This is a genomic window from Desulfovibrio legallii (genome assembly GCF_004309735.1).
GTDB lineage: Bacteria > Desulfobacterota > Desulfovibrionia > Desulfovibrionales > Desulfovibrionaceae > Desulfovibrio > Desulfovibrio legallii.
The window spans coordinates 1-22,883 of sequence record NZ_SIXC01000018.1; the positions used below are offsets into that span (position 1 = coordinate 1).

At 63.0% G+C, this 22,883-nt stretch carries 20 protein-coding genes and 4 tRNA genes; 9 read left to right on the forward strand and 15 right to left on the reverse strand.

Going from position 1 to position 22,883, the window contains the following annotated elements; genetic code table 11:
• Positions 1-233, forward strand: a 233-nt coding sequence (locus tag EB812_RS11930; protein ID WP_207287376.1) for a hypothetical protein, incomplete at its 5' end; no start/stop codon positions are given.
• A gap of 106 nt (positions 234-339) precedes the next feature.
• Here the strand turns inward: EB812_RS11930 and EB812_RS11175 are convergent.
• The 5 genes from EB812_RS11175 to EB812_RS11195 all read right to left on the reverse strand — a co-directional run bounded on the left by EB812_RS11175 (position 340) and on the right by EB812_RS11195 (position 2,078).
• Positions 340-414, reverse strand: a tRNA-Gly gene (locus EB812_RS11175).
• A gap of 5 nt (positions 415-419) precedes the next feature.
• A tRNA-Gly gene (locus tag EB812_RS11180) sits at positions 420-494 on the reverse strand.
• Between the two features lie 36 nt (positions 495-530).
• A tRNA-Cys gene (locus tag EB812_RS11185) sits at positions 531-604 on the reverse strand.
• 10 nt (positions 605-614) lie between these two features.
• Positions 615-689: transfer RNA gene (locus tag EB812_RS11190), tRNA-Gly, on the reverse strand.
• Positions 690-773: 84 nt separating this feature from the next.
• Positions 774-2,078: a phenylacetate--CoA ligase family protein gene (locus tag EB812_RS11195; RefSeq protein WP_118230735.1), complete on the reverse strand. Its 1,305-nt coding sequence runs from the start codon at positions 2,076-2,078 to the stop codon at positions 774-776.
• A gap of 188 nt (positions 2,079-2,266) precedes the next feature.
• Here EB812_RS11195 and rsfS point away from each other — a divergent pair, with 188 nt between their 5' ends.
• From rsfS to EB812_RS11220, 5 genes are all read left to right on the forward strand, one after another.
• Entirely contained in the window at positions 2,267-2,671 is a 405-nt protein-coding gene (gene rsfS, locus EB812_RS11200) for a ribosome silencing factor (protein WP_118230736.1), read from the forward strand.
• Entirely contained in the window at positions 2,668-4,236 is a 1,569-nt protein-coding gene (gpmI, locus tag EB812_RS11205; protein WP_130958305.1) for a 2,3-bisphosphoglycerate-independent phosphoglycerate mutase, read from the forward strand. Before rsfS ends, gpmI begins: the two co-directional genes overlap by 4 nt.
• Complete coding sequence (locus EB812_RS11210) at positions 4,229-4,471, forward strand: hypothetical protein (RefSeq protein ID WP_118230738.1); 243 nt, start codon at positions 4,229-4,231, stop codon at positions 4,469-4,471. Before gpmI ends, EB812_RS11210 begins: the two co-directional genes overlap by 8 nt.
• Before the next feature lie 397 nt (positions 4,472-4,868).
• Positions 4,869-6,893, forward strand: a complete 2,025-nt coding sequence (gene acs / locus EB812_RS11215; protein ID WP_130958306.1) for an acetate--CoA ligase — start codon at positions 4,869-4,871, stop codon at positions 6,891-6,893.
• A 565-nt stretch (positions 6,894-7,458) separates the two neighbouring features.
• On the forward strand, positions 7,459-8,028 hold the full coding sequence (locus EB812_RS11220) for a hypothetical protein (protein ID WP_118230740.1): 570 nt from the start codon (positions 7,459-7,461) through the stop codon (positions 8,026-8,028).
• Between the two features lie 119 nt (positions 8,029-8,147).
• Here EB812_RS11220 and EB812_RS11225 read toward each other — a convergent pair whose 3' ends face one another.
• The 10 genes from EB812_RS11225 to rdgB all read right to left on the reverse strand — a co-directional run bounded on the left by EB812_RS11225 (position 8,148) and on the right by rdgB (position 18,492).
• Complete coding sequence (locus EB812_RS11225; protein ID WP_118230741.1) at positions 8,148-8,663, reverse strand: HdeD family acid-resistance protein; 516 nt, start codon at positions 8,661-8,663, stop codon at positions 8,148-8,150.
• A gap of 306 nt (positions 8,664-8,969) precedes the next feature.
• Positions 8,970-9,491 (reverse strand): flagellar assembly protein FliW, encoded by a 522-nt coding sequence (gene fliW, locus EB812_RS11230; protein ID WP_118230742.1) that lies wholly within the window; start codon positions 9,489-9,491, stop codon positions 8,970-8,972.
• Positions 9,470-9,706, reverse strand: coding sequence for a carbon storage regulator CsrA (csrA, locus tag EB812_RS11235; RefSeq protein ID WP_118230743.1), 237 nt, complete (start codon positions 9,704-9,706; stop codon positions 9,470-9,472). Before csrA ends, fliW begins: the two co-directional genes overlap by 22 nt.
• Positions 9,707-9,723: 17 nt before the next feature.
• Complete coding sequence (locus EB812_RS11240; RefSeq protein ID WP_130958307.1) at positions 9,724-11,265, reverse strand: flagellin N-terminal helical domain-containing protein; 1,542 nt, start codon at positions 11,263-11,265, stop codon at positions 9,724-9,726.
• Positions 11,266-11,274: 9 nt separating this feature from the next.
• Complete coding sequence (gene flgK / locus EB812_RS11245; RefSeq protein WP_130958308.1) at positions 11,275-13,407, reverse strand: flagellar hook-associated protein FlgK; 2,133 nt, start codon at positions 13,405-13,407, stop codon at positions 11,275-11,277.
• A 3-nt stretch (positions 13,408-13,410) separates the two neighbouring features.
• Positions 13,411-13,893: a flagellar export chaperone FlgN gene (gene flgN / locus EB812_RS11250; protein WP_130958309.1), complete on the reverse strand. Its 483-nt coding sequence runs from the start codon at positions 13,891-13,893 to the stop codon at positions 13,411-13,413.
• A gap of 209 nt (positions 13,894-14,102) precedes the next feature.
• On the reverse strand, positions 14,103-15,641 hold the full coding sequence (locus tag EB812_RS11745) for a rod-binding protein (protein WP_207287377.1): 1,539 nt from the start codon (positions 15,639-15,641) through the stop codon (positions 14,103-14,105).
• Positions 15,642-16,748 carry a flagellar basal body P-ring protein FlgI gene (locus EB812_RS11260; RefSeq protein WP_118230747.1) on the reverse strand — a complete coding sequence of 369 codons (1,107 nt, stop codon included), beginning with the start codon at positions 16,746-16,748 and terminating at the stop codon, positions 15,642-15,644.
• Positions 16,749-16,859: 111 nt separating this feature from the next.
• A complete protein-coding gene (locus tag EB812_RS11265; protein WP_130958310.1) occupies positions 16,860-17,750 on the reverse strand; it encodes a DMT family transporter in 891 nt (296 codons plus the stop codon).
• A gap of 115 nt (positions 17,751-17,865) precedes the next feature.
• Complete coding sequence (gene rdgB / locus EB812_RS11270; protein WP_130958311.1) at positions 17,866-18,492, reverse strand: RdgB/HAM1 family non-canonical purine NTP pyrophosphatase; 627 nt, start codon at positions 18,490-18,492, stop codon at positions 17,866-17,868.
• Positions 18,493-18,735: 243 nt separating this feature from the next.
• On the opposite strand from rdgB, the gene EB812_RS11275 reads away from it, so the two are divergent.
• From EB812_RS11275 to EB812_RS11285, 3 genes are read left to right on the forward strand one after another with little or no spacing between them, the layout of a single operon-like run.
• Positions 18,736-19,797: an N-acetylneuraminate synthase family protein gene (locus tag EB812_RS11275; protein WP_130958312.1), complete on the forward strand. Its 1,062-nt coding sequence runs from the start codon at positions 18,736-18,738 to the stop codon at positions 19,795-19,797.
• A 3-nt stretch (positions 19,798-19,800) separates the two neighbouring features.
• Positions 19,801-21,528, forward strand: a complete 1,728-nt coding sequence (locus EB812_RS11280) for an LIC12162 family transferase (RefSeq protein ID WP_118230751.1) — start codon at positions 19,801-19,803, stop codon at positions 21,526-21,528.
• A gap of 2 nt (positions 21,529-21,530) precedes the next feature.
• Positions 21,531-22,556 carry a tetratricopeptide repeat protein gene (locus EB812_RS11285; RefSeq protein WP_118230752.1) on the forward strand — a complete coding sequence of 342 codons (1,026 nt, stop codon included), beginning with the start codon at positions 21,531-21,533 and terminating at the stop codon, positions 22,554-22,556.
• Positions 22,557-22,883: the final 327 nt, after the last annotated feature.

Below are 22,883 nucleotides of genomic sequence, written 5' to 3' on the forward strand. Positions count from 1 at the left end.
CAACGGCGAGCGTATGGCTTCCGCAACTTCGAAAATTACCGCCTGCGGGTGCGCGTATTGTGCTGCTGAAATGGATGGGGAATTGTTCAGAAACCTGTCGGAAAAACTGCCCTTTGAAGGGGCTTGCCCCCGTCTTTGGTGTAGAGCCCCATTATTCCCTGAGCAAAATTTACTTTAAAATGGCTCACGCAAAATACTTAAGAGGCAACTCGCTCTGCTGTCCATTTTTCTAAGCTGCCGCACGCCATCCGCAAGGCCGTAAGGTCAAAAGAGTTTACTAAAAAGAAGTTGCTAACAAAAATGCCCTTACGGTTTTTCACCATAAGGGCTTGATTTTCCTGGAGCGGGAAACGGGATTTGAACCCGCAACCTTCAGCTTGGGAAGCTGACACTCTACCGTTGAGTTATTCCCGCAAAAGTGGAGCGGGAGACGGGATTTGAACCCGCGACTTCAACCTTGGCAAGGTTGCACTCTACCACTGAGTTACTCCCGCATGTATGCGAAACGACGCTGCGTGAAAAGAACATTCTGGAGGCGGCATCCAGATTTGAACTGGAGATGGAGGTTTTGCAGACCTCTGCCTTACCACTTGGCTATGCCGCCAATAGGAAAATGGAGCGGGAGACGGGATTTGAACCCGCGACTTCAACCTTGGCAAGGTTGCACTCTACCACTGAGTTACTCCCGCTCAGCGAGGAATCCTTTTATCCGGCTTGCCTCCAAGTGTCAAGTCCGCTGTGATATTTTTTCCGCAGCTTACGACGCGCCCCGCTCAGTCCTTGGGCCGCCTGTCCACAATGCGCTGGGCCTTGCCCTCGGAACGCTGGATGGAGCGCGGCTCCATCAGCCGCACCTTGGCCGTGACGCCCAGGAACTCTTTGATGTTCTTCTGCAGGCGTTTTTCCAGAGACTGCAGTTTGCGGATCTGGTCGGCAAAGAGCTTGTCGCTCACCTCCACGCACACTTCCAGGGTGTCCAGGTTGTCCATCCGGTCCACAATAATCTGGTAGTTGGGGGTAAGCCCCTCGCTTTCCATGAGCAGGCCTTCGATCTGCTGCGGGAAGACGTTGACCCCGCGGATGATGAGCATGTCGTCGCTACGGCCCTGCAGGCGGGAAATGCGCACGTGGGTGCGCCCGCAGACGCAGGGCGTGTAGTCCAGACTGGTGAGGTCGCGGGTGCGATAACGCACCAGGGGGATGCCCTCCTTGGTGAGGGTGGTCAGCACCAGCTCGCCCACCTCGCCGGGGGGCAGGCTCTCGCCCGTGACAGGGTCAATGATTTCGGGCAGGATGTGGTCTTCCCACAGATGCATGCCGCACTTGGCCTCCCGACACTCCATGGCTACGCCCGGCCCCATGATTTCAGAAAGGCCGTAGATGTTCATGGCGTCGATATCCATCTTGGCTTCGATATCCCGGCGCATGGCTTCGGACCAGGGTTCAGCCCCGAAGATGCCGATGCGCAGGGGCAGCTCGCGAAAATCCACGCCCGCTTCCCGCGCCGCTTCCCACAGGTGCAGCCCATAGGAAGGCGTGGCGCAGAGCACCGTGCTGCCAAAGTCGCGCAGCAAGGAGGCCTGCCGCCTGGTGGCCCCGCCCGATGCGGGCACCACCGTGGCCCCCAGGCGTTCGGCCCCGTAATGCGCGCCCAGACCGCCCGTGAACAGGCCGTAGCCGTAGGCCACGTGCACCACGTCCGTGCTGTTGACGCCCGCCGCGGCCATACTGCGGGCCATGAGCCCGGCCCAGTTTTCCAGGTCGCGGGCGGTGTAGCCCACCACTACGGCCTTGCCCGTGGTGCCGCTGGAGGCATGCAGCCGCACAATATGATCCTTGGGCACGGCAAACAGGCCAAAGGGGTAGTGGTTGCGCAGGTCTTGCTTTTCTGTAAAGGGCAAACGCCGCACATCGTCCAGGGTCTTGATGTCGTCCGGAGTGACGCCCACTTCCGCAAAGCGCTTGGCGTAGAACGGCACCGTAGCGTACACGCGGGCGCAGAGATTGCGCAAACGGCGCAGTTGCAGCGCCTCCAGATCCTCGCGCGGCAGGGTTTCCTGTTGCATATCAAAAAGCACGGCCCTCTCCTTGGATTGCTGACAGTGACGCAAAAAAAATTACGACGCGGGCGCACCGGCCCGGCGAGCGACGCGGGTTTTACCGCCTGACGGCGTGTCGTTCCGGTATGCCGCAATGTGCCGATGGGGTCAATACAGGGCACAGCCCGGCATTGCCCTTTGCCCGGCTTTACGGTACATTTTGCGCTATGGAAAATACTACCCCGCCCGCACCCGCAGCTGCACATTCCTCCAGACGCCACTCGGCGCTCTCCGTGGCCGCCCGCATGGCGGACGTGGCCCGCTGGCTGGAGGAACACAAAGCCGCCAACGTGGTCAGCCTGGATCTCAACGGGCAGAACGCCTTTACCACGGCGTTGGTCATTGCCAGCGCCGGTTCCGCCCGTCACGCCCGCAGCCTGGCTGACGGCCTGGGTGAGCTCTGCCGCCTGCGCAACTATGAATTTCTGCGCACGGAAGGCTATACTGCGGGCCAGTGGATTCTGGTGGATATGAACGATCTGGTGGTGAACATTTTTCAGGAACCGGTGCGCGCCCTCTATGGCCTTGAGGCCCTCTGGGGCGCACAGAGCGCCGGGGAGGCCCCGCAATGACCCAAAGCCGCCCGGCAGGCTCTGCTGCGCTTACCCCCACCCTGTTGCTTATTCTGGACGGCTGGGGCTTGGCCGAGCCCGGTCCGGGCAACGCCCCATGGTTGGCGCAGACCCCCAACCTGGACGCGCTCAACGCCGCCTGCCCCCATTCGCGCCTTGCGGCTTCGGGCCGGGACGTGGGCCTGCCTGCGGGTTACATGGGCAATTCCGAGGTGGGGCACCTTAATATCGGCGCGGGACGCGTTATTTATCAGGACATGACCCGCATTGATCTGGCTTTGGAGGACGGCAGCTTTGCCGCCAACCCCGTACTCACCGCCCTGCTGGATACGGCGGCCCGCACCGGCGGCCGTCTGCATCTGGCCGGGCTGCTCTCCGACGGGGGCGTGCACAGCCACATCCGCCACCTGGAGGCGCTCTGCGCCCTGGCCCACGCTCGTAAGGTGCCCGTGCGCATCCACTGCTTCATGGACGGTCGCGACCGCGCCCCACACAGCGGCGCGGGCTATATGCGCGACTTGCTCACGGCCATCAGAGATCAACCCGGCGCCCGCGTGGCCAGCATGGCCGGCCGCTACTACGCCATGGACAGAGACAAGCACTGGGAACGCCTGGCCCTGGCCTGGCAGGCCCTTGTCCACGGCCAACCCCGGACGGATCTGGACCCGGTGGCTGCAGTGGAGGCCTCCTATGAGGCCGGCATCACGGATGAATTCATCAAGCCCGTGGCCTTTGCGGGGGACGAAATTCCGGGCATGGCCGATGGCGACGCGCTCTTTTTCTTCAACTTCCGCGCGGACCGCATCCGACAGCTGACGCAGGCCATTATTCAGCCGGATTTTGCGGGCTTTGACCGCGGCCGTCTGCCGCAGCTGGCCGTCGTGGCCTCCATGACTGCCTACGAGGCCAGCTTTGCCATCCCTGTGGCCTTTCCCAAGGAGGCGGTGGTCGGCGGCCTGGGAGAACTGGCCGCAGCCCACGGCCTGCGCCAGCTGCGCCTGGCAGAAACGGAAAAATACGCCCACGTTACCTACTTTTTCAACGGCGGGGTGGAAGAGCCCTTCCCCGGCGAAGACCGCATCCTGGTGCCTTCTCCTCGCGATGTAGCCACCTATGACCTCAAACCGGCCATGAGCGCAGCGCAGGTAACGGACAAATTTGTGGAAGCCTGGAACAGCGGCGTCTACGACCTGGTGGTCTGCAACCTGGCCAACGGCGACATGGTGGGGCACACCGGCGTTCTGCCCGCGGCCATTGCGGCCTGCGAAACCGTAGACCAGTGCGTGGGCCGCATGGCCGCGGCCGTCAGAAACCGCCAGGGCCGCATGCTGATCATTGCGGACCACGGCAACTGCGAAAATATGCTCACCCCGGACGGCCAACCGCAGACGGCCCACACCACCAACCCCGTGCCCTGCATCCTGCTGCAGCCCGACGGCCTGCGCCACCCGCTTGCCGACGGACGCCTGGCCGACGTGGCCCCTACCCTGCTGGCCCTTTGGGGTCTGCCCACATCCCCCGCCATGACAGGCCGCGACCTGACAGGAGAGCATACCCTTGGCTGAATCCCGACGCCCCATAGAACCCGTAGCCCCGGACGGCATGGAAATCCTTTTTTTCTACCAATGCCCCGGCTGCGGCAAACACGTCCCCCAGGCCAGCCCGACGGAACCGCGCATGGTGCGCTGCCCCGGCTGCGGCCAGCCCTTCCCCATCATTCCCGTAGACGAACACAGCCTGCACTACGTGCGCATCATGCTGGCTGACGGCAAAGCCGCCGCCGACCCGGATTTTCTGTAATCCCCACAAAGCGGCCTGGCGAGCGGCCTGGGCCGCCTCGCCTTTTGCGTTGCGCTGCGCACATCCCGTCGTTCTCAATCCCCGGCATGCGGCCAGGCCTTCCACATCCGCTCTCCTTTTTCAAGGGCTGCCTGCTCCCTTACTCCCCTCCCCAAAAAAATTTCATCTTTTTTTCTTTATATTGTGAAAAAATTCTTCAATTGTAATGGCATTACAATGCCGATTCCACCGTGCAAAACCGCAAAATCCGGCACGATTGTATAACTTTTCACAACTATGACTGAAAGACCAAACAATTACTGCCTCTTGACGACTCTCTCAAATCTTCGTAGTGAGCTATCATGGCGCTTTGCCATCCTTGTTGCACAACTCTTATCACAGGAGGGAGGACAGGATTATGTCCCAGGAGCGGATCACTACACTGTTGAATGAAAATCGCAGCTACCTTCCACCAGAGCACGGCAAGACTTCTGCCTGGGTTTGCGGCCCGGCAGAATACGACGCTCTCTGCCGTCGCGCCCTGGAAGACCCCAATGACTTCTGGGGTGCGCGAGCTTCGCAACTGATCCACTGGTTCAAACGCTGGGACAAGGTACTAGAAGCCGATGAGGTACACCATAAATACAAATGGTTTGTTGGCGGAAAACTCAATGCCTCGTTCAATTGCATAGACAGGCACCTGATCTCCGGCCGTCGCAACAAAGCCGCCATCATCTGGCAGGGCGAAAAAGAAACTGACGTGCGCTGCTACACCTATCAGATGCTCTACACCGAGGTATGCCGGGTGGCCCACGCCTTAAGCTCCCTGCGCATTCGCAAGGGCGACCATGTGGCCCTGTACATGCCCATGATTCCAGAGCTCTTCATCGCCATGCTGGCCTGCGCCCGCATCGGGGCCATCCACACGGCCATCTTCTCCGGCTACGCCGAAGGCGGCGTGCGCAGCCGCATAGAAGGCTGCAAGGCCCGCGTGGTCATTACCGCCGACGCCGCCGTGCGCGGGGGCAAATGCAAACCCCTCAAGGCCAACCTCGACCCCATCCTGGAAAAATGCCCCTCCGTAGCCCATGTGGTGGTGGTGCGCCACGCCGGGCTGGACGGCGTGACCATGCAGCGCAACCGCGACATCTGGTGGCACGACCTCATTGACGACTTCACCCTCAACCCCGACTTCCCCTGCGAACCCATGGACGCCGAAGATACCCTCTTTCTGCTCCACACCAGCGGCAGCACGGGCAAACCCACGGGCGTCATGCACGCCACGGGCGGCTACCTGACCTACGCCGCCCACACCACCCAGTGGTGCTTTGACATGCGCGACGACGACGTCTACTGGTGCACAGCCGACGCGGGCTGGATCACCGGCCATACCTACGGGGTCTACGGCCCTCTCTCCCTGGGGGCCACCACCCTCATGTTTGAGGGCATCCCCACCTGGCCCTACCCCGACCGTTACTGGCGCATTGTGGAAAACTTCCGCGTCAATATCCTCTACACCGCACCCACGGTCATCCGCTCCCTCATGCGCATGAACGAAGCCTGGACCGAACGCTACGACCTGGGCAGCCTGCGCATCCTGGGCAGCGTGGGCGAACCCATCAGCCCCGAAGTCTGGCAGTGGTACCACAAACATATCGGCAGCGGCGAACTGCCCATTGTGGATACCTGGTGGCAGACCGAAACCGGAGGCGCCATGATCGCCCCCATGCCCTACGCCACCAAACTCAAGCCAGGCTCAGCCAGCAAACCCCTGCCCGGCATCGACGCCACCGTTATGGGCTCCGCCGCCCGCGACGGCGAAGAACCCGAAGCAGGCTGCCGCGCCGGCCACCTGGTCATCCGCCGCCCCTGGCCCGGTATGATGCAGGGCGTGTTCAATGACGAGGAAAAATACCAGTCCTACTTCTCCCGCTTCGGCTGCTACGCCTCCGGCGACGCCGCAGAAGTGGACCAGGACGGCTACTTCTGGATCCTCGGCCGCATCGACGATTCCATCAACGTCTCCGGCCACCGCCTCTCCACCGCCGAAATCGAAGCCGTACTGGCCGCCTGCTCCGAAGTGGGCGAAGCCGCCGTGGTGCCCATGCCCCACCCCCTCAAGGGCGAAGGCATCTACGCCTACGTGGTCACCCGCGATGAAGTGCCCTGGAGCGCCGCCCTGCGCGTCAAACTGCGCGACGCCGTGCGCCGTGACATCGGCCCCCTGGCCAGCCCCGAACATATCCAGTTCGTGGAAGCCATGCCCAAAACCACCTCCGGCAAAATCATCCGCAGAATGCTGCGCAAAATCGCCGGGGGCCAGTACGAAGATATCGGCGACGCCACCTCTCTGGCCGAACCCCACGTGCTGGACCAGATCATCAATGGTCACCGCAACCTCATGGCAGGCCGCCACGAAACCGAAGACGAAGTGGCGGAATAAGCGCAGAACAGGCTGGATTGGCGTTCGTTGGGGGAAGGGAACTTTTGTTCACAAAAGTTCCCTTCCCTCAACACCCCCATCCTTCAAAAAACGTCACTTCCTCAGACAACGCAGCAGGCATACCCTGGCTGAAAAATGTTTTGAAACGGCTTTATACAGCGTTCCAGCAGCCTTAGCATCCCACCCATGCGGGCGGCATCTCATGCGGCGGGTTTATATCCGCTCTCACCATGCGGGGGGCGCAGATTGCCAAACTGCAGCAACGAAGTCCGGCGCAGCGTCCTTCCCCACCCATGCGGGCGGCATCTCATGCGGCGGGTTTATACCGCTCTCACCATGCGGGCGGCATCCTGGACGGCGCGGGATGGATTTTGTTCTCCGGCAAGGAAGCGGGCCGTTTGGGGATGGGGATAGTACTCCTCTGGTACAGCCCCGGACCAAAACGGCCCACTGACGCAGCCGGAGGGCAAAAGACGCCCGCGCCGGGGCAAAAGACGCCCGCGCCGGGCCAACACCATCTTGACCGGCCCCCCCCCAACAGGCATAACAGCCTGCGGAGGCCGCCATGCTCAAACCGTTCTACCAGGGCAAGCTGGACACGTTTTGCGCCATCTACGCCGTGCTCAACGCCCTGCGCCTGACCCACGGCCTGCGCGTGCTCAAAGCGCGCGATATTCTCAATGAAACCCTCATGGGCTTGGCCGCAACTCCCCAGGCCTTTCGCGCCGTACTGGAGCAGGAGACAGACTACTGCGCCCTGGTGGACGGCATGCTGCGCGTGCAGCGCCGCAGCTTCCCGCTGGAAATCCGCCAGCCCTTTGCCGTTACGGACGATCCCGCGCCGGCACAGCTCTGGGAATGCTGCCGCGACTGGCTCAACCCCGCCGACCACCGGGCAGTCATCTTCCGCTTTACGCGCCACCTCACGGCCGACGGCCCGGCGGTCAACCGCCACTGGACCACGGCAGACAGCCTGGAAGGCGACACCCTGCACCTCTTTGACTGCAGCCATGAGGCCGAAGCCATCCTCAACATCCACTCTCAGGATTTCGTCACCCGCGCCGAGGACGTAAGCGTTCAGCGCCTGCTGCACATCCAGCCCTATACCGTCCGCCTGCTGCGCCTGCCGTTTTAGGACATGAGCGCCCCCACGAAAATGCAAATACCGCCCGGCCCGCGCCCCACGCACAGGGACCGGACCGGGCGGCGCGCCTGCGCACGCAGTCGCCAAAGCACCTGCAAAATGAAATTGGCCTATGTCCGCGGCCGACCAAAGGCCAGCAGGATGCTCACGATGCCCGCGCTCATGAAGTAGAAGCCGGCTAGAAAACTCATGGTCAGGATGGAGGAAAGGGGGTTAACTACCATGAAAAAGCCCAGAATAACGCAAAGAACGTTCAGTATCAGCGTAAAAATATACAGTCCCTTGTTCCACAGTTTCAGCGGCCAGGAATAGACCAGGGCGTCAATGGAAGTCATGATGAACCAAAAGGCAAAAATATACGGCATAATAGCCATGGAGAAACCAAGATTGAACAAAAATATCACACCAATGGCTACATCCAGAATGCCGACGACCAGCCGGAGGGTGCTGCCGCCGCGCTGACGGATCAGCAGAATTCCCTTGAACAGGGCTGCCATAGCAAAAACTATGGTAATAGCCGCCAGATTGGCCGCAGGATTCCTGAAAGCGATAAGCGCCACAAACAAAAACAGCACTCCAATAAGCAGGCAACTCCAATCAAACTTATTTGTACGCTCTGCACTCATGGCGATACTCCTCTAAAGTAGAGTGAATGGCATGAACAACCGTGACAATAACATGCCAACTACAATATAGATATCTTTCTGAACAATAATGTCAAGCAGTGCGGGCCCCGGCTTTCAGCCGGGACAGTGGCGCACCGCCCGCGTCCGCGGCGATTGCCTCTGCTCCGGGGTGGAGCGCAAGTCTGGCCGACGCGCCTTCCGCCGGGGCCCGCCGACGCAAAGCCCCCCGGAAACCGCGGACGGTTTCGGGGGGCCAGAAAGCCGGGCCTTGGGGGGGCTAAAGCGGGCAACCCAGCGACGCCGGGCTTACTCCGCGGGCGCTTCGGGCGGGGCTGCGGGCTCCGCGGGGGCTACGGGGTCTGCGGGGTCTGCGGGAGCCACGGGCTTAAGGGTGTGCATATTGATCTGCTGCGGGCCTTCCACGCTCTGGGGCGCCTGCACGCCCAGCCGCACCTTGTGGTTGATGAAGATGGGGCCCGTAAGGTTGAGGGCGGCCTGCTCCGGCACACCCACAGGGATGGACACGGTGACCAGCAGCACGGCTTCGGCCGGGTCTTCCAGTTGCAGCAGCTGCCGTTCCGCCGGGCCCAGAACCGGCGCGTAGGATTTGTCCAGGAAACTGTAAGGATCGGCCACCAGCAGGCCCACCTGAGGCGTGTGCACGCTTTGGAGGATGAGCAACGGCGCTTCCGGGCGGATCTGCAGCAGGATAAAGTCCCGCTCGGTTTCAAAGCCGGCCAGGCCGCGCGGGAAACGCACCACCTTGTCCATATCGATGCTCCGCTGCCCAAGGCGCGTATCGATGATTACTTCTTTGTTCCGTGCCATAGTTCAGCAGCCACCATAAGGTCGTTGTTACTGGTTGCAAGGGCGCGACGGTTTTCTTCCACAACCCGCCGGTAGACTTCTTCGCGGTACACTGTGGTTTCTTCCGGCACTTCCAGGCCAAGGCGGACCTGCTTGCCCTGCATCCCCAGCACGGTGATGCGGATATTTTCGCCCAGGTAGAGGCTTTCTCCGGGGCGTCGCGTCAAAATCAGCATGCGTGCGGTCCTAGGTCCTAGAGGTAATTGGCCAGACTCATCTGCATGATCAAGGATGAGGACTGCAGCACGGTCTGGTACGTCAGTTGCTGCCGGGTCAGCTTGCTCAGCAATTCCGTAAGGTCGATATCTTCAATATAACTCAAGCGCTCTTCCTGGTCCAGCTTTTGAAAGCTGAGCACGTCGCTGGCCGTGCTGACCCGGTTTTCCAACCCGCCGATGCGGGCCACCTGGGTAAGCACGCTCTGCTGCACGCTTTCCAGCTGGGCCAGCACCTGCTGGCAGCCTTCCTGATTGTTGTTCTCGCAATAGGCTACAAAGTTGCCCGCCACCTCAAACAGGTTGGTGTCTCCCGTCATGGTGGCCTGGCCGTTGTAGTAGCCGCCGAAGATATCCTTGCCCACGCTGTTGATGGAGATATAGGTATCCTGCAGAATTTCCAGGTCCAGGTCGGCGCGCGCGGGATGGATGAGCACCTGCGTGCCTGCCGTGACAGTACTGGAGGCGGCGCTGCCTGCGTCCAAGTCCGTGTAGCCGCCCGGCACTGGCAGGCGCACCGTGCCCGTGCCCGTACTCACGGCCGTAGCCGGCACCCAGGTGGCCCCGCTGTCCGTGCTGTAGGAATAGCCGAACTCCGTACCCGCCGCATTGAGGTCCACGTCGCTGTCCACCCGCACCAGCACGTTACTGCCAAAACTGCCGGTGGCCGTGGCCTCAAGGCCTGTGGGGCCGCCCATAATGGTCATGTCCGGCGGGGGGTCGTTGTCGTCGCCCTGGTACACGGCCGTGGGCCGGATATAGAGCAGGGTGCCGTTGTCCGCCCCCGCGCCCAGGGTGGTGTCTGCCGCGCTTACAGCCAGGTTCTGGCCGTCGGCCAAGGTAATGGTTACGCCGTCGGCCACAATTTCCCGGCTGCCGGCGGCCACCGTGCCGTCGCTCCAGGTAGTGCCGCCGTCCTTGGACCACCGGTAGTTCAGCTCGTTCGTGCCCAGGGTGCCGTCACTGGTAAACTGCACCATCATGGATGTGTCCGACGCGCCCTGGATGGTGTATGCGCCCGCGTCAATGGCCTTGTCCCAGTTTTCGTCCCAGCTGGTCAGGGCCAGGCTTTCTTCAAAGGCGCTGCCCGTATAGCGCTGCCCGGCAAAAATGCTCTTATCCTCGTACCGAGTATTGGAAAGGTTGAGGATCTGGCCGAAAATTTCTCTGGCCTGATCGGCGATCTGCTGTCGGTTCTCCGCCGAATACGTGCCCGTGGAGGCTTGTTCGGCCAGGCTTTTCAGGCTGGTAATGGCCGTGCTCAGCTGGGTGCCCAGCACGTTGTCGGCCAGCTCCAGCCAGCCGGTAGCCGTATCCACGTTGCTCTGGTACTGCTTGGTGGCGCTGATGTCGTCGCGGGCCATGAGCACGCGGTACGTGCCCGCCGGGTCGTCTGAAGGCCGGTTGATCTTCTTCTGAGTGGAGCCCTGCTCGTTGCTCTCCATATAGGCGGCCAGGTTGCTCTGCATCTGGCTGACCACGGTATTGTACATGGACTGCTGCGTCACGCGGATGGCCATACGCCCCCCTTATTCCTTGAGGCCCAGCAGGGTTTGCAGCATCTGGTCGGCGGTGGTGATGAGCTTGGCCGCCGCCGTGTAGGAATGCTGATATTTGATGAGATTGGCCATTTCTTCGTCCAGATTCACGCCCGTAACGGAACTCACCTGATCTTCCAGGTCGCTGGTCAGGGCCGTGTGGTATTCCGCATTGGTCTGGGTAAGGCGCGTATCCGAGCCTACGGTGGTAACCAGGTTGGCGTAGTACTGGGAAATGGTCTGGTTGCTTACGGTTTTCCAAACCGTGGAAATGGTCACGGTGCTGTCCGTCAGCTTGGCAATGGCGGTGGCGGTGACATTGTCGCCGGCATTGGCCTGATAATCGCCGTTGACCTGCCCGGCGGCGATGTAGTTGACATTGCTGTGCAACTGGTTGTTAACGGCCAGGTCGGAGGCGCTGGACCCCGTAAAAAACACATTGATGCCCAACGCGGCCATCAGGCCGGAGGAATCCGTGCCCATGGCAAACTGTACGTTGCTGGCGTCATTGGTCTCAAGCAACAGCCTGCCGTCCTGAATACTGGCCTTGAGCAGATTCTGCCCGGCATTGTTGGGGTCAGGAAAACTGGTATTGATGGCATTCGCCACGTCCTCAAGCGTGTGTACAGAAGGATCGAAGTTCTGCACGCCGTCGGCGGCGGCGTCAAAATCCAGCATGCCGGAGGTCAGGTAGTCGCCGGTAGTCTTGTCATAAAAATGGATGTTGACGTTGCCGGACTGCAGGCGGTCCGCATCGGGCAGAATGGCCTGGGCGGAACCCAGGGCCTGGGTGGCGCTCTGCACCTGCTGCTGCCCCTGGGCATAGTCCAGCAGGCTGTTGCCCGTGCCCTGACTGTGGATACGGTTGACCTCCCAGATCAGGGAAGAGGCCACGGCGTCCAGCTCGTCCAGGTAGCGGCCGCAGTTGTCGTCACGAACGCTGAAATAGGCGGTCAGGGTGCCGCCGGTGGCGCGGTTGCCGTTTTCCGTGCCGTCCAGGTACGTCTGCGGGGTGATATTCTGGGGCCCGCGCGTGGGTTCTATCCAGTACAGGCCGGTTTTGGGCACGATGTCGAACTTGTCGCCCGCACTGAAGCCCGAGGTTTCGGAAAAAGAAATGTTGAGTTCCTTGACCAGCACGGGGTCCACCTGGCCGTCGCCGTCGTTGTCCGTGATGGTGTAGCGCAGCTCGTTGCCGTCTTCGTCGCGCAGCCAGGTTTTGCCGCCGTCCAGCGAAACGCGGAAGGAGGGCGGCGGAGTGTCGCCCACGGCCCCGCCGTTGACGATTTCCAGGGTGTATTCGTGGCTGTCCGTGCCATCAAACTGCACGCTGCCCGCATAGGAGGAATTGGCCGTGAGCCGTTCTTCCGCGCGGGGGCCGAGCACCTGCAGATCAAAGGTGTCCAGCCCCTGCACCAGGGGCTGGCCCGTGGAAAGCCGGACCGTGTAATCGCCGCCGCCGTTGTCCGTGGTCTGCACGTCCACCAGGCCGGCCAGCTCCCGCACCATCTGATCGCGCTGGTCCAGCAGATCGTTGGGGTTGCTCACGCCCTCGCGCGTGCGCGCGTTGATCTGTTTATTGAGGTCGGCAATGCTCTGGGCCAGGGCATTGACCCGGTCCACGCCCTGGTTGATGGAAACGTCCATCTCGCTCTGGATGGCCTTAAGGCTGTCCACAGTGCTGCCCAGCATGTCGCCGAGGCTGTCGGCGTAGGAAAGCAGACTCTCGCGCGTGGCCGTGTCGTCCGGGCGCTGGGCCAGATCGCTCCAGGCCGTGAAAAACTCTGTCAGTGTAGAGCTGATGCCCGTGCGGTTGGATTCGTTGAACAGGTTTTCCACCGAAGACATGATGGTTTCCTGTTCACTCCAACGGGCGGAATTGGTGGACTGCCGCACATAGGAGCTTTCCAGAAAAGCGTCAAAATAGCGCAGCACTTGCTGGGCATTGACGCCCAGGCTTTCGCCGCCGGGTTTGGTGGTGATGGTGCCGCCATCGCGCTGGTCCACATAGCGACGGGTATAGCCCTCGGTATCGGCATTGGCGATGTTGCTGCCCGTGACCGAAATCCAGGCCTGCGCAGCCGTGAGGGCCGTATGCCCGATGTTGAGCAGACCGTTGAGCATGGTCTAGAGCCTCCCGGAAATGAACGCCGCCTGCGGATGGGCCCGGGCCCGCATGCCGCCTTTACGGCCGTAGGTATCCGCCGGTACGGGCAGAGCCTGACGGGTCAGGGCCTGCAGGCTGCGGCTGCTCTGGTCCAGCAGGGCCAGGGCCAGCTGGCTGTTGCGCGAAGCCTGCCGCGAAGCGCGCTGCTCGGCCTTGTCCACGGCGCGGACCAGGTCGTGCAGGGCCACGCCTTCCGCCTCCCGGCCCGGCGCAGCGCAAAGCTCTGCGGCGTAGTCTGTAACCCGCACACCATTCATGGCCGTGATTACAGTGACTTTTTCCACAGCCAGCTGCCGGATGAGCTCCTGAATGGAAAATTCCAGCCCGGCAACATCGTCCGCGCGGCGTGAAAGCAAAATGCCGTACTCCTCTTCCAGCAGCTGGCAGAGCAGTTCCAGGGCCTTGGCCTGTCGGTGGAGGGATGCGTGGAGGGATGCGTACATGGCTGCCTCGACAAGGGGACGGTGGTGAACGCCCGTGGGCCTCACGGCCAAAGCCGGGTCCGCCGACGCGGGCAGAAACTGCCGCCCCAAGCGTTCTGCACAAAGTTAAAGCAAGATCCGTGCCGGATTTGGGGGACGGATCAGGTCCGCCTGCCCTGGCACGGCTTCACCAGCACGCAGACCGCCGGAACGGACGCAGGCATACAGCTCTACCCTCCCAGGTCCGCCGCCGTGAGGGGCGGAATGCCAGGAGCGGACGTGCCGCGCTCCGCGCCCGGCTGGGGGTCTGCGGCCACAGCGGCCTGCATGGGCAGCGGACCGGCGGCCTGCCCGCCCGGCTGGGCAGCCTGCCCCGACGACGCGGCCGGAGCCTGTTGCGCCTGCTGGGCGTGGTAAGCGGCGAGCCCCGCCCCGGCCCGGCTGTTGGGGCCTGCGGCGTCCGTCTGCAGGGTGCGGATGAGTTCGTCCTTGTGCCGCTTGCCCTTGGCCGGAATATTGGTGGTGTAGCGCACCTTCATGGGCTGTGGAGCGTTCTGTTGCATTGCTGTCTTGGGGGCCGTCGGCGCGGCGGCTGTTGCGGCCCGGCCCGCCTGCCCGGCCGGGTCGGACCCGGTGGTCTGCAGGTTGCGGACAAGTTCGTCCTTATGCCTTTTGCCTTCGTCGGAGATATTGGTGGTATAACGCACCTTCACGGGCTGCAGGGCGCTTTGCCGCTCCAGCGCGCCGGGGGCTGCGCCCGCCGAGCTGTCCGCGAGGGTGGCCCGGTCAAAAGCCTGGCCCACATTGGGGTTGGCGGCCTGCCCCGCTGTCGGCGCCATGAAGGAGCCCGCCCCGGCAAGGTCTTGCGCCGTGAGGGGCGGCACGCCCCCTGCCGCCCCATGCTGCTGCGCCTGGGCCTGGGTGCGTCCCGCAAATGCGGCTCCCTCAGGGTGTAAAGACGGCAGGACGGCTCCCGGCCCCAGCTTGCTGCCCGCCTGGAACCGGGCGGCGCGGGCCCGCTGCAGGCCGGCGTCGCCCCTGCCCGCGTGCGTCACGCGGATGTTTTTCTGCACCTCGCCGCTCTGCTGCAAAGCCTGCTGGGCCCGCAGCACGGCCAGGGCCTGGTCCACCTCCGGCGGATTGGAGGCCGCGGCAACCGCGTCCGTGGCGCTGCCTGCCCCCGCCGCAGTCTGCGGCATGGCGCCGCCTACGGCCCCGGCATCGCGCACGGGGGCCGCGCCGTCATAAATGGCGGCCGCCGAAACCGGCGTTTCGGTCCAGTCCCTGGCTTGGGCACGGGTCGCCCCCTGCCCGGCCGTTTCCTGCGCTGCCGGTTGTTGCGGATTTGCCGCCAACAGGGGCGCGGCTTCGGGGCTGAACCCCCGCGCGGGCGCAGCGGAAGCCGCCGCGCTTTGGCTGGCGCTGCCCAGGCGCTGGGAAAGCTGAGCGTACATCATGTCCGCCAGGCCCACGCCCCCGGCCCCGGCCATTTTTTTAGCCAGCTCCTGATCGTACATGCCCTGCCAGAACTGTTCTTCCCGTCCCTGCAGCAAATTGCTTTTGGGCAGGGTATTGCGCATCTCCTGCCACATTTTCTGAATAAAAATGGATTCAAAACCCTGGCAGGCCTCGCGCAGTTTTTTGTCTTTCTGCGCTTCCGTCAGATTTTTGCCGCCAACGCCGGCCAGGCGCGTCTGCACCTCCTGCCGGGCCAGTTCGGATGCGCCCGCCTGGGGCGCCAAAGGGGGTACACCCAAGGACGCGCTCATTTAGATCACCTCCAGGTCCGCGTGCAGCGATCCGGAAGCCTGCATGGCCCGTAGAATGGAAATGAGGTCGCGGGGCGTGGCTCCAATGGCATTGAGGCCGTCCACCAGTTCCTGCAGGGTGGCCCCTTCCACCATGACCAGGTGGCGCTGTTCCTCACGGATATTGGCTTCGGTCTGCGGGGTCACCACAGTCTGCCCTTGAGAGAAGGGCCCCGGCTGCGAGACCTGCTCGCTCTCCTGCACGGTGATCTGCAGGTTGCCGTGGGCCACGGCCGCGCGGGACACGCGCACGTCGCGCCCCAGAACCACGGTGCCGGTTTTTTCGTCCACTACCACTTTGGCGGCCGTATCCGGGTTCACATCCAAGTTTTCCACCGAGGCCATCAAGGGCACAAGATTGTTGCGGTACTGAGGGGGCACGTCCATGACCACGCTGGTGGCGTCCACGGCGCGGGCGTAAGGACCGCCCATGGCTCCGTTGAGGCGCTCCGCAATCTGCTGAGCCGTGGAAAAATCCCCTATGCGCAGGTTGAGGGTCAGCTTGTTCTGCTGGTTGAATTCAAAAGGTATGGACCGCTCCACAATGCCGCCGCCAGGGATGATGCCCACCGTGGCCACGTTTTTGCTGGTGCTGGCCGCCTTGCCGGAGGCGGAAAAGCCCCCCACCGTCAGCGCGCCCTGGGCCAGGGTATAGATCTTGCCGTCCACGCCTTTAAGGGCCGTCTGCAGCAGCACCCCGCCCATAAGCGAAGTGGCGTCGCCCACCGAAGAAACCGTCACGTCCAGCCGCGTGCCGGGCTTGGCCGACACAGGCATACGCGCCGTAACCATGACCGAAGCCACGTTCTTGATCTTCAATGAGGACGAATCCACGCCCACGCCCATGCGGTCCATCATGTTTTTCATGGAACTGAGCGTAAACACTGAATCCTTCTTATCGCCCGTGCCCGCCAGACCCACCACCAGGCCGTAGCCGATGAGCTGGTTGTCACGCACGCCCGAAAACGTGGCAATATCCTTGATGCGCACCGCCTGCGCCGGCCAAGCATGGCTCAACATCAGAACAGCCGACAGCACCGCGACCCACCGGGGCAGAGTCAATTTCATGGCGCAGCCTCCTTGCCGAAAGACCGGCGTCAAGGCTTATGCAGAAGGCGTGCCACACCTGAAAAAATGTCGCAACAGGGGGGCGCAGGGCGCAGGGGACGAGCACGCGCCTTATTGCGGGCGACGATGCAGGCGTGCGCCCAAAGCGCGGAGTTTGTCCCCCAGAAGGACAAGAATGACGGAAGCGACGATGAAAGCCACACCGCCGGCAATGGGCGGCGTGAAGGGCTCGTGAAAGACGCAGACGCCCACCAGGACAGCGGTGAGGGGCTCCATGACGCCGAGGACAGAGGCGAGAGTGGAGCCGATGCGTTGCACGGCGAGGATAAGCGTGAGATTGGAGATAACGGCGGTGATGACGGCCAGCAGCAGGGCGAGGCCCAGTTCTCGCCAGGAACGCAAGGGGCGGAAGACGCCGGTGGCCAGGCAGTTGGCCAGGGAGAGCAGGCCGCCCAGGGCCAGGACGTAAAAGGTCATGACCAAACCGCTCATGTGGGGAATGCGGGCGGCGAAGATAGCGGTAATGTAGATGGCGTTGCAGAGGGCGGAAACAAGCAGCAGGGCCACGCCCACGGGCTGCACGCGGCCGCCCGCGCCGCCGCCCAGAAGGTGAACGCCCAGCAGGGCCAGGGCCACGGCGCCGGCGGTGATCCAGGAGAACCGTTCGTGGAAAAAGACGATCATGAGCAGCATAACCATGACCGGATAAAGAAACTGGAGGGTGGCGGCCACGCCGCTGGGCATATAGGCAAAACCCCAGAACATGAGCAGAGCGGCCATGGCGTACATGACGCTCATGCCCGCAAGCAGGCAGAGAGAACGCGCGCTGGTGTGGAAACGCTCTCCCCGCAGAATGAGAATGCCGCCCAGAACCAGGGCGGCAATGGAAAAGCGGTAGAACAGCACCAAGGGCGCAGGCATCCCCCCATGGATAAGCGGCAGGGCGAACAGGGGGATGAGGCCGAAGGCGGCCGAGGACAGCAAACCATAAATGAAACCCATGGCATCCTTCCTGAGCGCGTCACGGCAGAAGCATTGTCTTACTGCAATACTCCCGGCGAACAGCGCAGAAGTGGGGGGGGCGATGCGCCTGAATTCCTTGTATCCGTCGGCGGGGTCAACTCCGGACAAAGGCGGCCCAGCGGTCCAACAGGGCGCGCAGGGCCTTGCCGCGATGGCTGCGGGCGTTTTTCTGTTCCGGGGTCATTTGGGCAGCGGTCAGGCCCAGGGTGGGGTCAAAAAAAAGCGGATCGTAGCCGAAGCCGTTGTGGCCGCGCTGCTCCGCAAGCAGGCGCCCTTCCCAGACGCCGCGCGTTGCCAGGCTTTGCCCAGCGGGTGTTACGGCGGTCATGCAGCAGACATAACGGCCGGTGCGCCGGGCTTCGGGCACACCCGCCAACTCCTGAAGAAGTTTGCGCATATTGCGGGCATCCCGACTTTCACCGGGCAGGGAGGGCAGGTCGTCGGCGTAGCGGGCCGAGTACACGCCCGGCGCGCCGCCCAGGGCGTCCACTTCCAGGCCGGAATCATCGGCCACGCTCAGCAGCCCACTGTGCCGGGCCACGGTGGCGGCTTTGATGTAGGCGTTTTCTTCAAAGGTCAGGCCCGTTTCAGCGATGTCGCCGATTTCGGGAAAAGCGTCCAGTCCCAGCACTTCCACCCCGGCGTGGGCCAGGGGTTCCGCCAGTTCACGGACCTTGCCCGCATTTTGGGTGGCCAGAACGATGCGCAGCACGGCAGTCATGAAAAAGCTCCTTGCCGATGAAATACAATGCGATGGCGCAAAGCGCTGCAATATACGCCCGGCTTATACGCTTTGACAAGACCTTGTCCCCGCAGATCTGGCAGGGGCAGGGCGGCTGCCGTCGACGGCAGCAATAATATATGTTATTCAAGTATGTTAAGCATTCACACAAGACAACGCGCTTTTCTTTTGCCCCAGGCGGGAGTATACTCCTAGGCCAAAGCTCTTCTGTGAGGAAACCCCATGGATATTATGGATATATTTGCTGTTCCCCAGCCGGAAACGCGCGTTCCCGCGCCCTACGTCATCGCCGAAGCCGGCGTGAACCACGAGGGCAGCATGGAAATTGCCCGCCGGCTCATTGACGAGGCCGCCGCAGGCGGAGCCGACGCCATAAAATTTCAGACCTACAAGGCGGCCAGCCTGGCCTCCAAGGACTCCCCGGCCTACTGGGACACCAGCAAGGAACCCACGCGCAGCCAGTACGAGCTGTTCAAAAAGCATGATTCCTTCTGGAAAAATGAGTTTGAAGCGCTAAAAAAACACTGCGACGCGGCGGGCATTGCCTTCATGTCCACGCCTTTCGACGTGGAGTCCGCCCATTTCCTCAATGATCTCATGGAGGTTTTTAAAATATCCTCCTCAGATATCACCAACAAGCCCTTTATCCGCATCCTTTGTGATTTCGGCAAGCCCATCATTCTTTCTACGGGCGCGGCGCACCTGCACGAAATTGCCGAGGCCGTGGAGTGGATTGAGGCCAAGGGCAACAAACTGGCCCTGCTGCACTGCGTGCTCAACTATCCCACTGCGGACGAAAACGCCGCTCTGGGCATGATCCCCGCGCTCAAACGCCACTTCCCCGGGCATGTCATCGGCTACTCCGACCACACCCTGCCCAAGGACATGCATATTCTGGAAACCGCCGTCCTTTTGGGCGCGCGCGTGCTGGAAAAACACTTTACCCACGACAAAACCCTGCCCGGCAACGACCACTATCACGCCATGGACAAGGACGACCTACGCCGCTTTCGCACGCGCCTGGCCGCCACCCTGGCCAGCGTGGGCAACATGGAAGTGCGCGCCCTGCCCGAAGAGGAACCCGCCCGCCTGCACGCCCGCCGCTCCCTGGTCACGGCCCGCGCTGTGCCTGCAGGCCAGCCCCTTACTCCCGCCGACCTCACCTGGAAACGCCCGGCCCACGGCATCTCGCCCCGCGACTACGACAGCGTGCTGGGCCTGCGCGCCCGACGCGATCTGCCCGAAGACACGGTGCTCACCTGGGCGGACCTGGACAGGGCCTGAGCCATGGACAACGGCCGTCCTACCCTTGTGCTCGGCCGCATGCCCCGGGGCGCGGACCCCGCCACCCACTGGGCGGCGGGCCCCTGGTGTTTCGCCGAGCAGGAAGAATTCTTCCCGGACTGGGAGCAGCGCTTTACCTTTGCGCCGGAACCGCTTACGGACATGGCCCTGCAGGAACAGGCCTGCGCTGAGGTCAAAGCCCTCTGCGCCGACACCCTGCCCGCCCTGGCCGCCCGGCTCTGCCCGCACAGCCACAGCCTGCCCCCGGCCTATTGGGAAACCCTGCTGGCTCCCTGGGCCATGAACGCGGCCAAACAGATCGTGGAACGCTGGTGGCGAGTCAAGGCTTTGATCCGGACCTGGGGGGAAACCCCTCTGCATGTGCCCCTGCTGCCCGAAACCTGTACATTTTTCTTCGCGACAGGGCCGGACTTTGTACTGCACGGATCATTGGGGCACACCTTCAACCACTGGCTCTTCTCCCGCCTGCTGGAACCGGTCTTTCCCGCCGCCTGGAGCAAAGCCTGGCTGCCGCCCCAGACCAAAAGCTACGGCAGCCTTGCCCGGCCCGCGGGCAGCGCCCGTCTGCGTGAACTGGCCCGCAACGCCCTGCTGCGCCTGCCCTTTCCCCGCATCAAAGGCGCAAGCCTGGGGCAAAGTCTGCGGTTTTCTCTGGCCTTGCTGCACCGCAGCCCCGGGCCGGACCAATCCACCCCCCTGGCCACTTACGGCGCAGAGGCTACGGGCAAAAAAGCCGATCTGCCGGCTCCTTACGACGTTGATCCCCTGCCCCTGTTTCTGCCCGCCCTGCCGCGTCTGTTGGCCGGGCTGCGCCACCCGCGCCGGCTGCGCCCCGCACTCTGGGGCCCGCGTCTGCGTGTGGCCAATGTGCTGGCCTACGAAGACGCCGCCTACCGTCAGACCCTGGCCCTCTGGCGTGGACGCGGCCACCGGCTCATGTATGTGCAGCACGGCAGCGATTACGGCCAGGTGCGCTGCCTCACGGAAGTGGAAATGGTGGAATACGCCCAGCACGCCTTTGCCACCTGGGGTTGGAGCCGCCACACGGGCTGCCGGGGCAACTTTCTGCCCCTGCCCCACCCCCAGCTGGCCCGGCTGGCAGGGCGCTGGCAGGGCGCCGCAGGCCATAACCTCCTGCTGGTGGGAACGGAAATGCCCGCCTTCGGCTACCGTCTGGACGCCCACCCCTCGCCCCTGCAGATGCTGGACTACCGCAAGGACAAGGCCCGCTTTTTCGCCGGGCTGAGCCGCGACCTGCAAGGGAAAAGCCTTTACCGTCCCTATTTCCCCGTGCCCGGCAGCCTGCGTGACGCCGACTGGGTGCTGGAGCGTTTTCCGGCCGTACGCCTGGCTTCCGGCCCCCTGGACAAACACCTCTTTGCCTGCCGCCTGCTGATCCTGGACCACAACGGCACTACCCTGCTGGAAGCCCTGGCCGCCGATATGCCCGTCATCGCCTTCTGGCGACGGGAGGCCTGGCCCCTCACCCCTGAAAGCGACGTTCTGCTGGACCAGCTGGCCCAGGCCGGCATTTGGCAGCCTTCCCCCGAAGCCGCCGCCATACAGGCCGCCAAAGTCTGGGACGACCCCCTGGCCTGGTGGCGGAGCGACCCCGTACAGGCGGCCCGCCAAACCTACTGCCGCGAACAAGCCCGCACCGTGGCCGGCAGCGTCACTCCTTATTGGATTCAAACCCTCAAGAGTTTATAATCATGCGATTTCTTTTCTTTTCCAGCGTTTTTACCCTGGCGCTCTGCCTGCTCTGCCTCCCCTCCCCCGTCCCCGCAGCCGGGGACGACGCGGGCAAAACCCTTCAGGAAGTGCAGGCCGCCCTGGACAAAAACGACTATGATCAGGCCGTGCGCCTGCTCAAACCTCTGGCGGACAAACGCCAGCCCGAAGCCCTTTATGTTATGGGCCGCCTGATTCTGGACGGCAAGGGCGTCAAAAAAAACGCCACCCGCGCGGCGGAGTTTTTCCGTCTGGCGGCTGAAGGCGGTGACCTCAGCGCCATGAATTCCTGGGCTACGGCCCTGGCCTCCGGCGAAGGCGTGCCTCGCAACTACCGCGAGGCTGCCCGCTGGTTCCGCAAGGCTGCGGAACAGGGGCACGCCACGGCCCAGTATAACCTGGGCTACCTCTACGCCCATGGCCGGGGCGTACCCAAGGACGAAGCCGCAGCCATGGACTGGCTCACCCGTGCCTCCAACCAGGGCCTGGCCACAGCCCAGTACTCCCTGGGCTGGCTCTACCTCAACAGCAAGGGAGAAAACCAGAGCGACACCAAGGCCGCCCACTGGTTTGAACAGGCCGCCCAGCAGGACGACCCCAAGGCCCAGAACAACCTGGCCTACATGTACGCCGAAGGCCGGGGCGTGGCGCAAGACCCCGCCCGCGCTGTGCAGTGGTACCAGCGTGCCGCCGACCAGGGCTACGCTGAGGCCCAGTACAACCTGGGTTTTATGTATGAACAGGGCCGGGGCGTGGCCCAGGACTACACCAGGGCCGTGGACTGGTACCGTAAGGCCGCCGAACAGAACGAACCCGCCGCCCAGTACTCCCTGGGCCTTATGTACGACCAGGGCACCGGCGTGCCCCGCAACCTGGGCGAGGCCAATCGCTGGTACCACCTGGCCGCCAAAAACGGCGACCCCGATGCCAACGCCGTAGTCCGCGCTCAAAAAGCCAAACCCCAGGCCCCGGCCCGTACCCGCAAAGCGCCGCGCGCAGCGCAGTAGGCGAAAGGGACTGTTTTGTGGGGGGAAGGGGGGACTTTTGTGAACAAAAGTCCCCCCTTCCCCCCACGCCCCCCATCCCCTTCAAAAAACTTCATTCCCCCACAGAACCGCACAGGGCATACCCTGACCGCAAAAAAAATGTTTCTCGCGCCACAAGGGCTTGCCGAAACCATCCAGTATGCTGACGGCGCACGGATGTGGGATTTCGCTGGCGTTGAACAAGGTTTTGTGGGGGGAAGGGGGGACTTTTGTTCACAAAAGTCCCCCCTTCCCCCCACGCCCCCCATCCCCTTCAAAAAACTTCATTCCCCCACAGAACCGCATAGG

What these genes read in the sequence shown, in the direction of transcription:
- rsfS (WP_118230736.1), top strand. Translation starts at nt 2,267, where the DNA reads ATGGAAAATACTACCCCGCCCGCACCCGCAGCTGCACATTCCTCCAGA.
- gpmI (WP_130958305.1), top strand. Translation starts at nt 2,668, where the DNA reads ATGACCCAAAGCCGCCCGGCAGGCTCTGCTGCGCTTACCCCCACCCTG.
- acs (WP_130958306.1), top strand. Translation starts at nt 4,869, where the DNA reads ATGTCCCAGGAGCGGATCACTACACTGTTGAATGAAAATCGCAGCTAC.
- EB812_RS11220 (WP_118230740.1), top strand. Translation starts at nt 7,459, where the DNA reads ATGCTCAAACCGTTCTACCAGGGCAAGCTGGACACGTTTTGCGCCATC.
- EB812_RS11225 (WP_118230741.1), bottom strand. Translation starts at nt 8,663, where the DNA reads ATGAGTGCAGAGCGTACAAATAAGTTTGATTGGAGTTGCCTGCTTATT.
- fliW (WP_118230742.1), bottom strand. Translation starts at nt 9,491, where the DNA reads ATGGCACGGAACAAAGAAGTAATCATCGATACGCGCCTTGGGCAGCGG.
- csrA (WP_118230743.1), bottom strand. Translation starts at nt 9,706, where the DNA reads ATGCTGATTTTGACGCGACGCCCCGGAGAAAGCCTCTACCTGGGCGAA.
- EB812_RS11240 (WP_130958307.1), bottom strand. Translation starts at nt 11,265, where the DNA reads ATGGCCATCCGCGTGACGCAGCAGTCCATGTACAATACCGTGGTCAGC.
- flgK (WP_130958308.1), bottom strand. Translation starts at nt 13,407, where the DNA reads ATGCTCAACGGTCTGCTCAACATCGGGCATACGGCCCTCACGGCTGCG.
- flgN (WP_130958309.1), bottom strand. Translation starts at nt 13,893, where the DNA reads ATGTACGCATCCCTCCACGCATCCCTCCACCGACAGGCCAAGGCCCTG.
- EB812_RS11745 (WP_207287377.1), bottom strand. Translation starts at nt 15,641, where the DNA reads ATGAGCGCGTCCTTGGGTGTACCCCCTTTGGCGCCCCAGGCGGGCGCA.
- EB812_RS11260 (WP_118230747.1), bottom strand. Translation starts at nt 16,748, where the DNA reads ATGAAATTGACTCTGCCCCGGTGGGTCGCGGTGCTGTCGGCTGTTCTG.
- EB812_RS11265 (WP_130958310.1), bottom strand. Translation starts at nt 17,750, where the DNA reads ATGGGTTTCATTTATGGTTTGCTGTCCTCGGCCGCCTTCGGCCTCATC.
- rdgB (WP_130958311.1), bottom strand. Translation starts at nt 18,492, where the DNA reads ATGACTGCCGTGCTGCGCATCGTTCTGGCCACCCAAAATGCGGGCAAG.
- EB812_RS11275 (WP_130958312.1), top strand. Translation starts at nt 18,736, where the DNA reads ATGGATATTATGGATATATTTGCTGTTCCCCAGCCGGAAACGCGCGTT.
- EB812_RS11280 (WP_118230751.1), top strand. Translation starts at nt 19,801, where the DNA reads ATGGACAACGGCCGTCCTACCCTTGTGCTCGGCCGCATGCCCCGGGGC.
- EB812_RS11285 (WP_118230752.1), top strand. Translation starts at nt 21,531, where the DNA reads ATGCGATTTCTTTTCTTTTCCAGCGTTTTTACCCTGGCGCTCTGCCTG.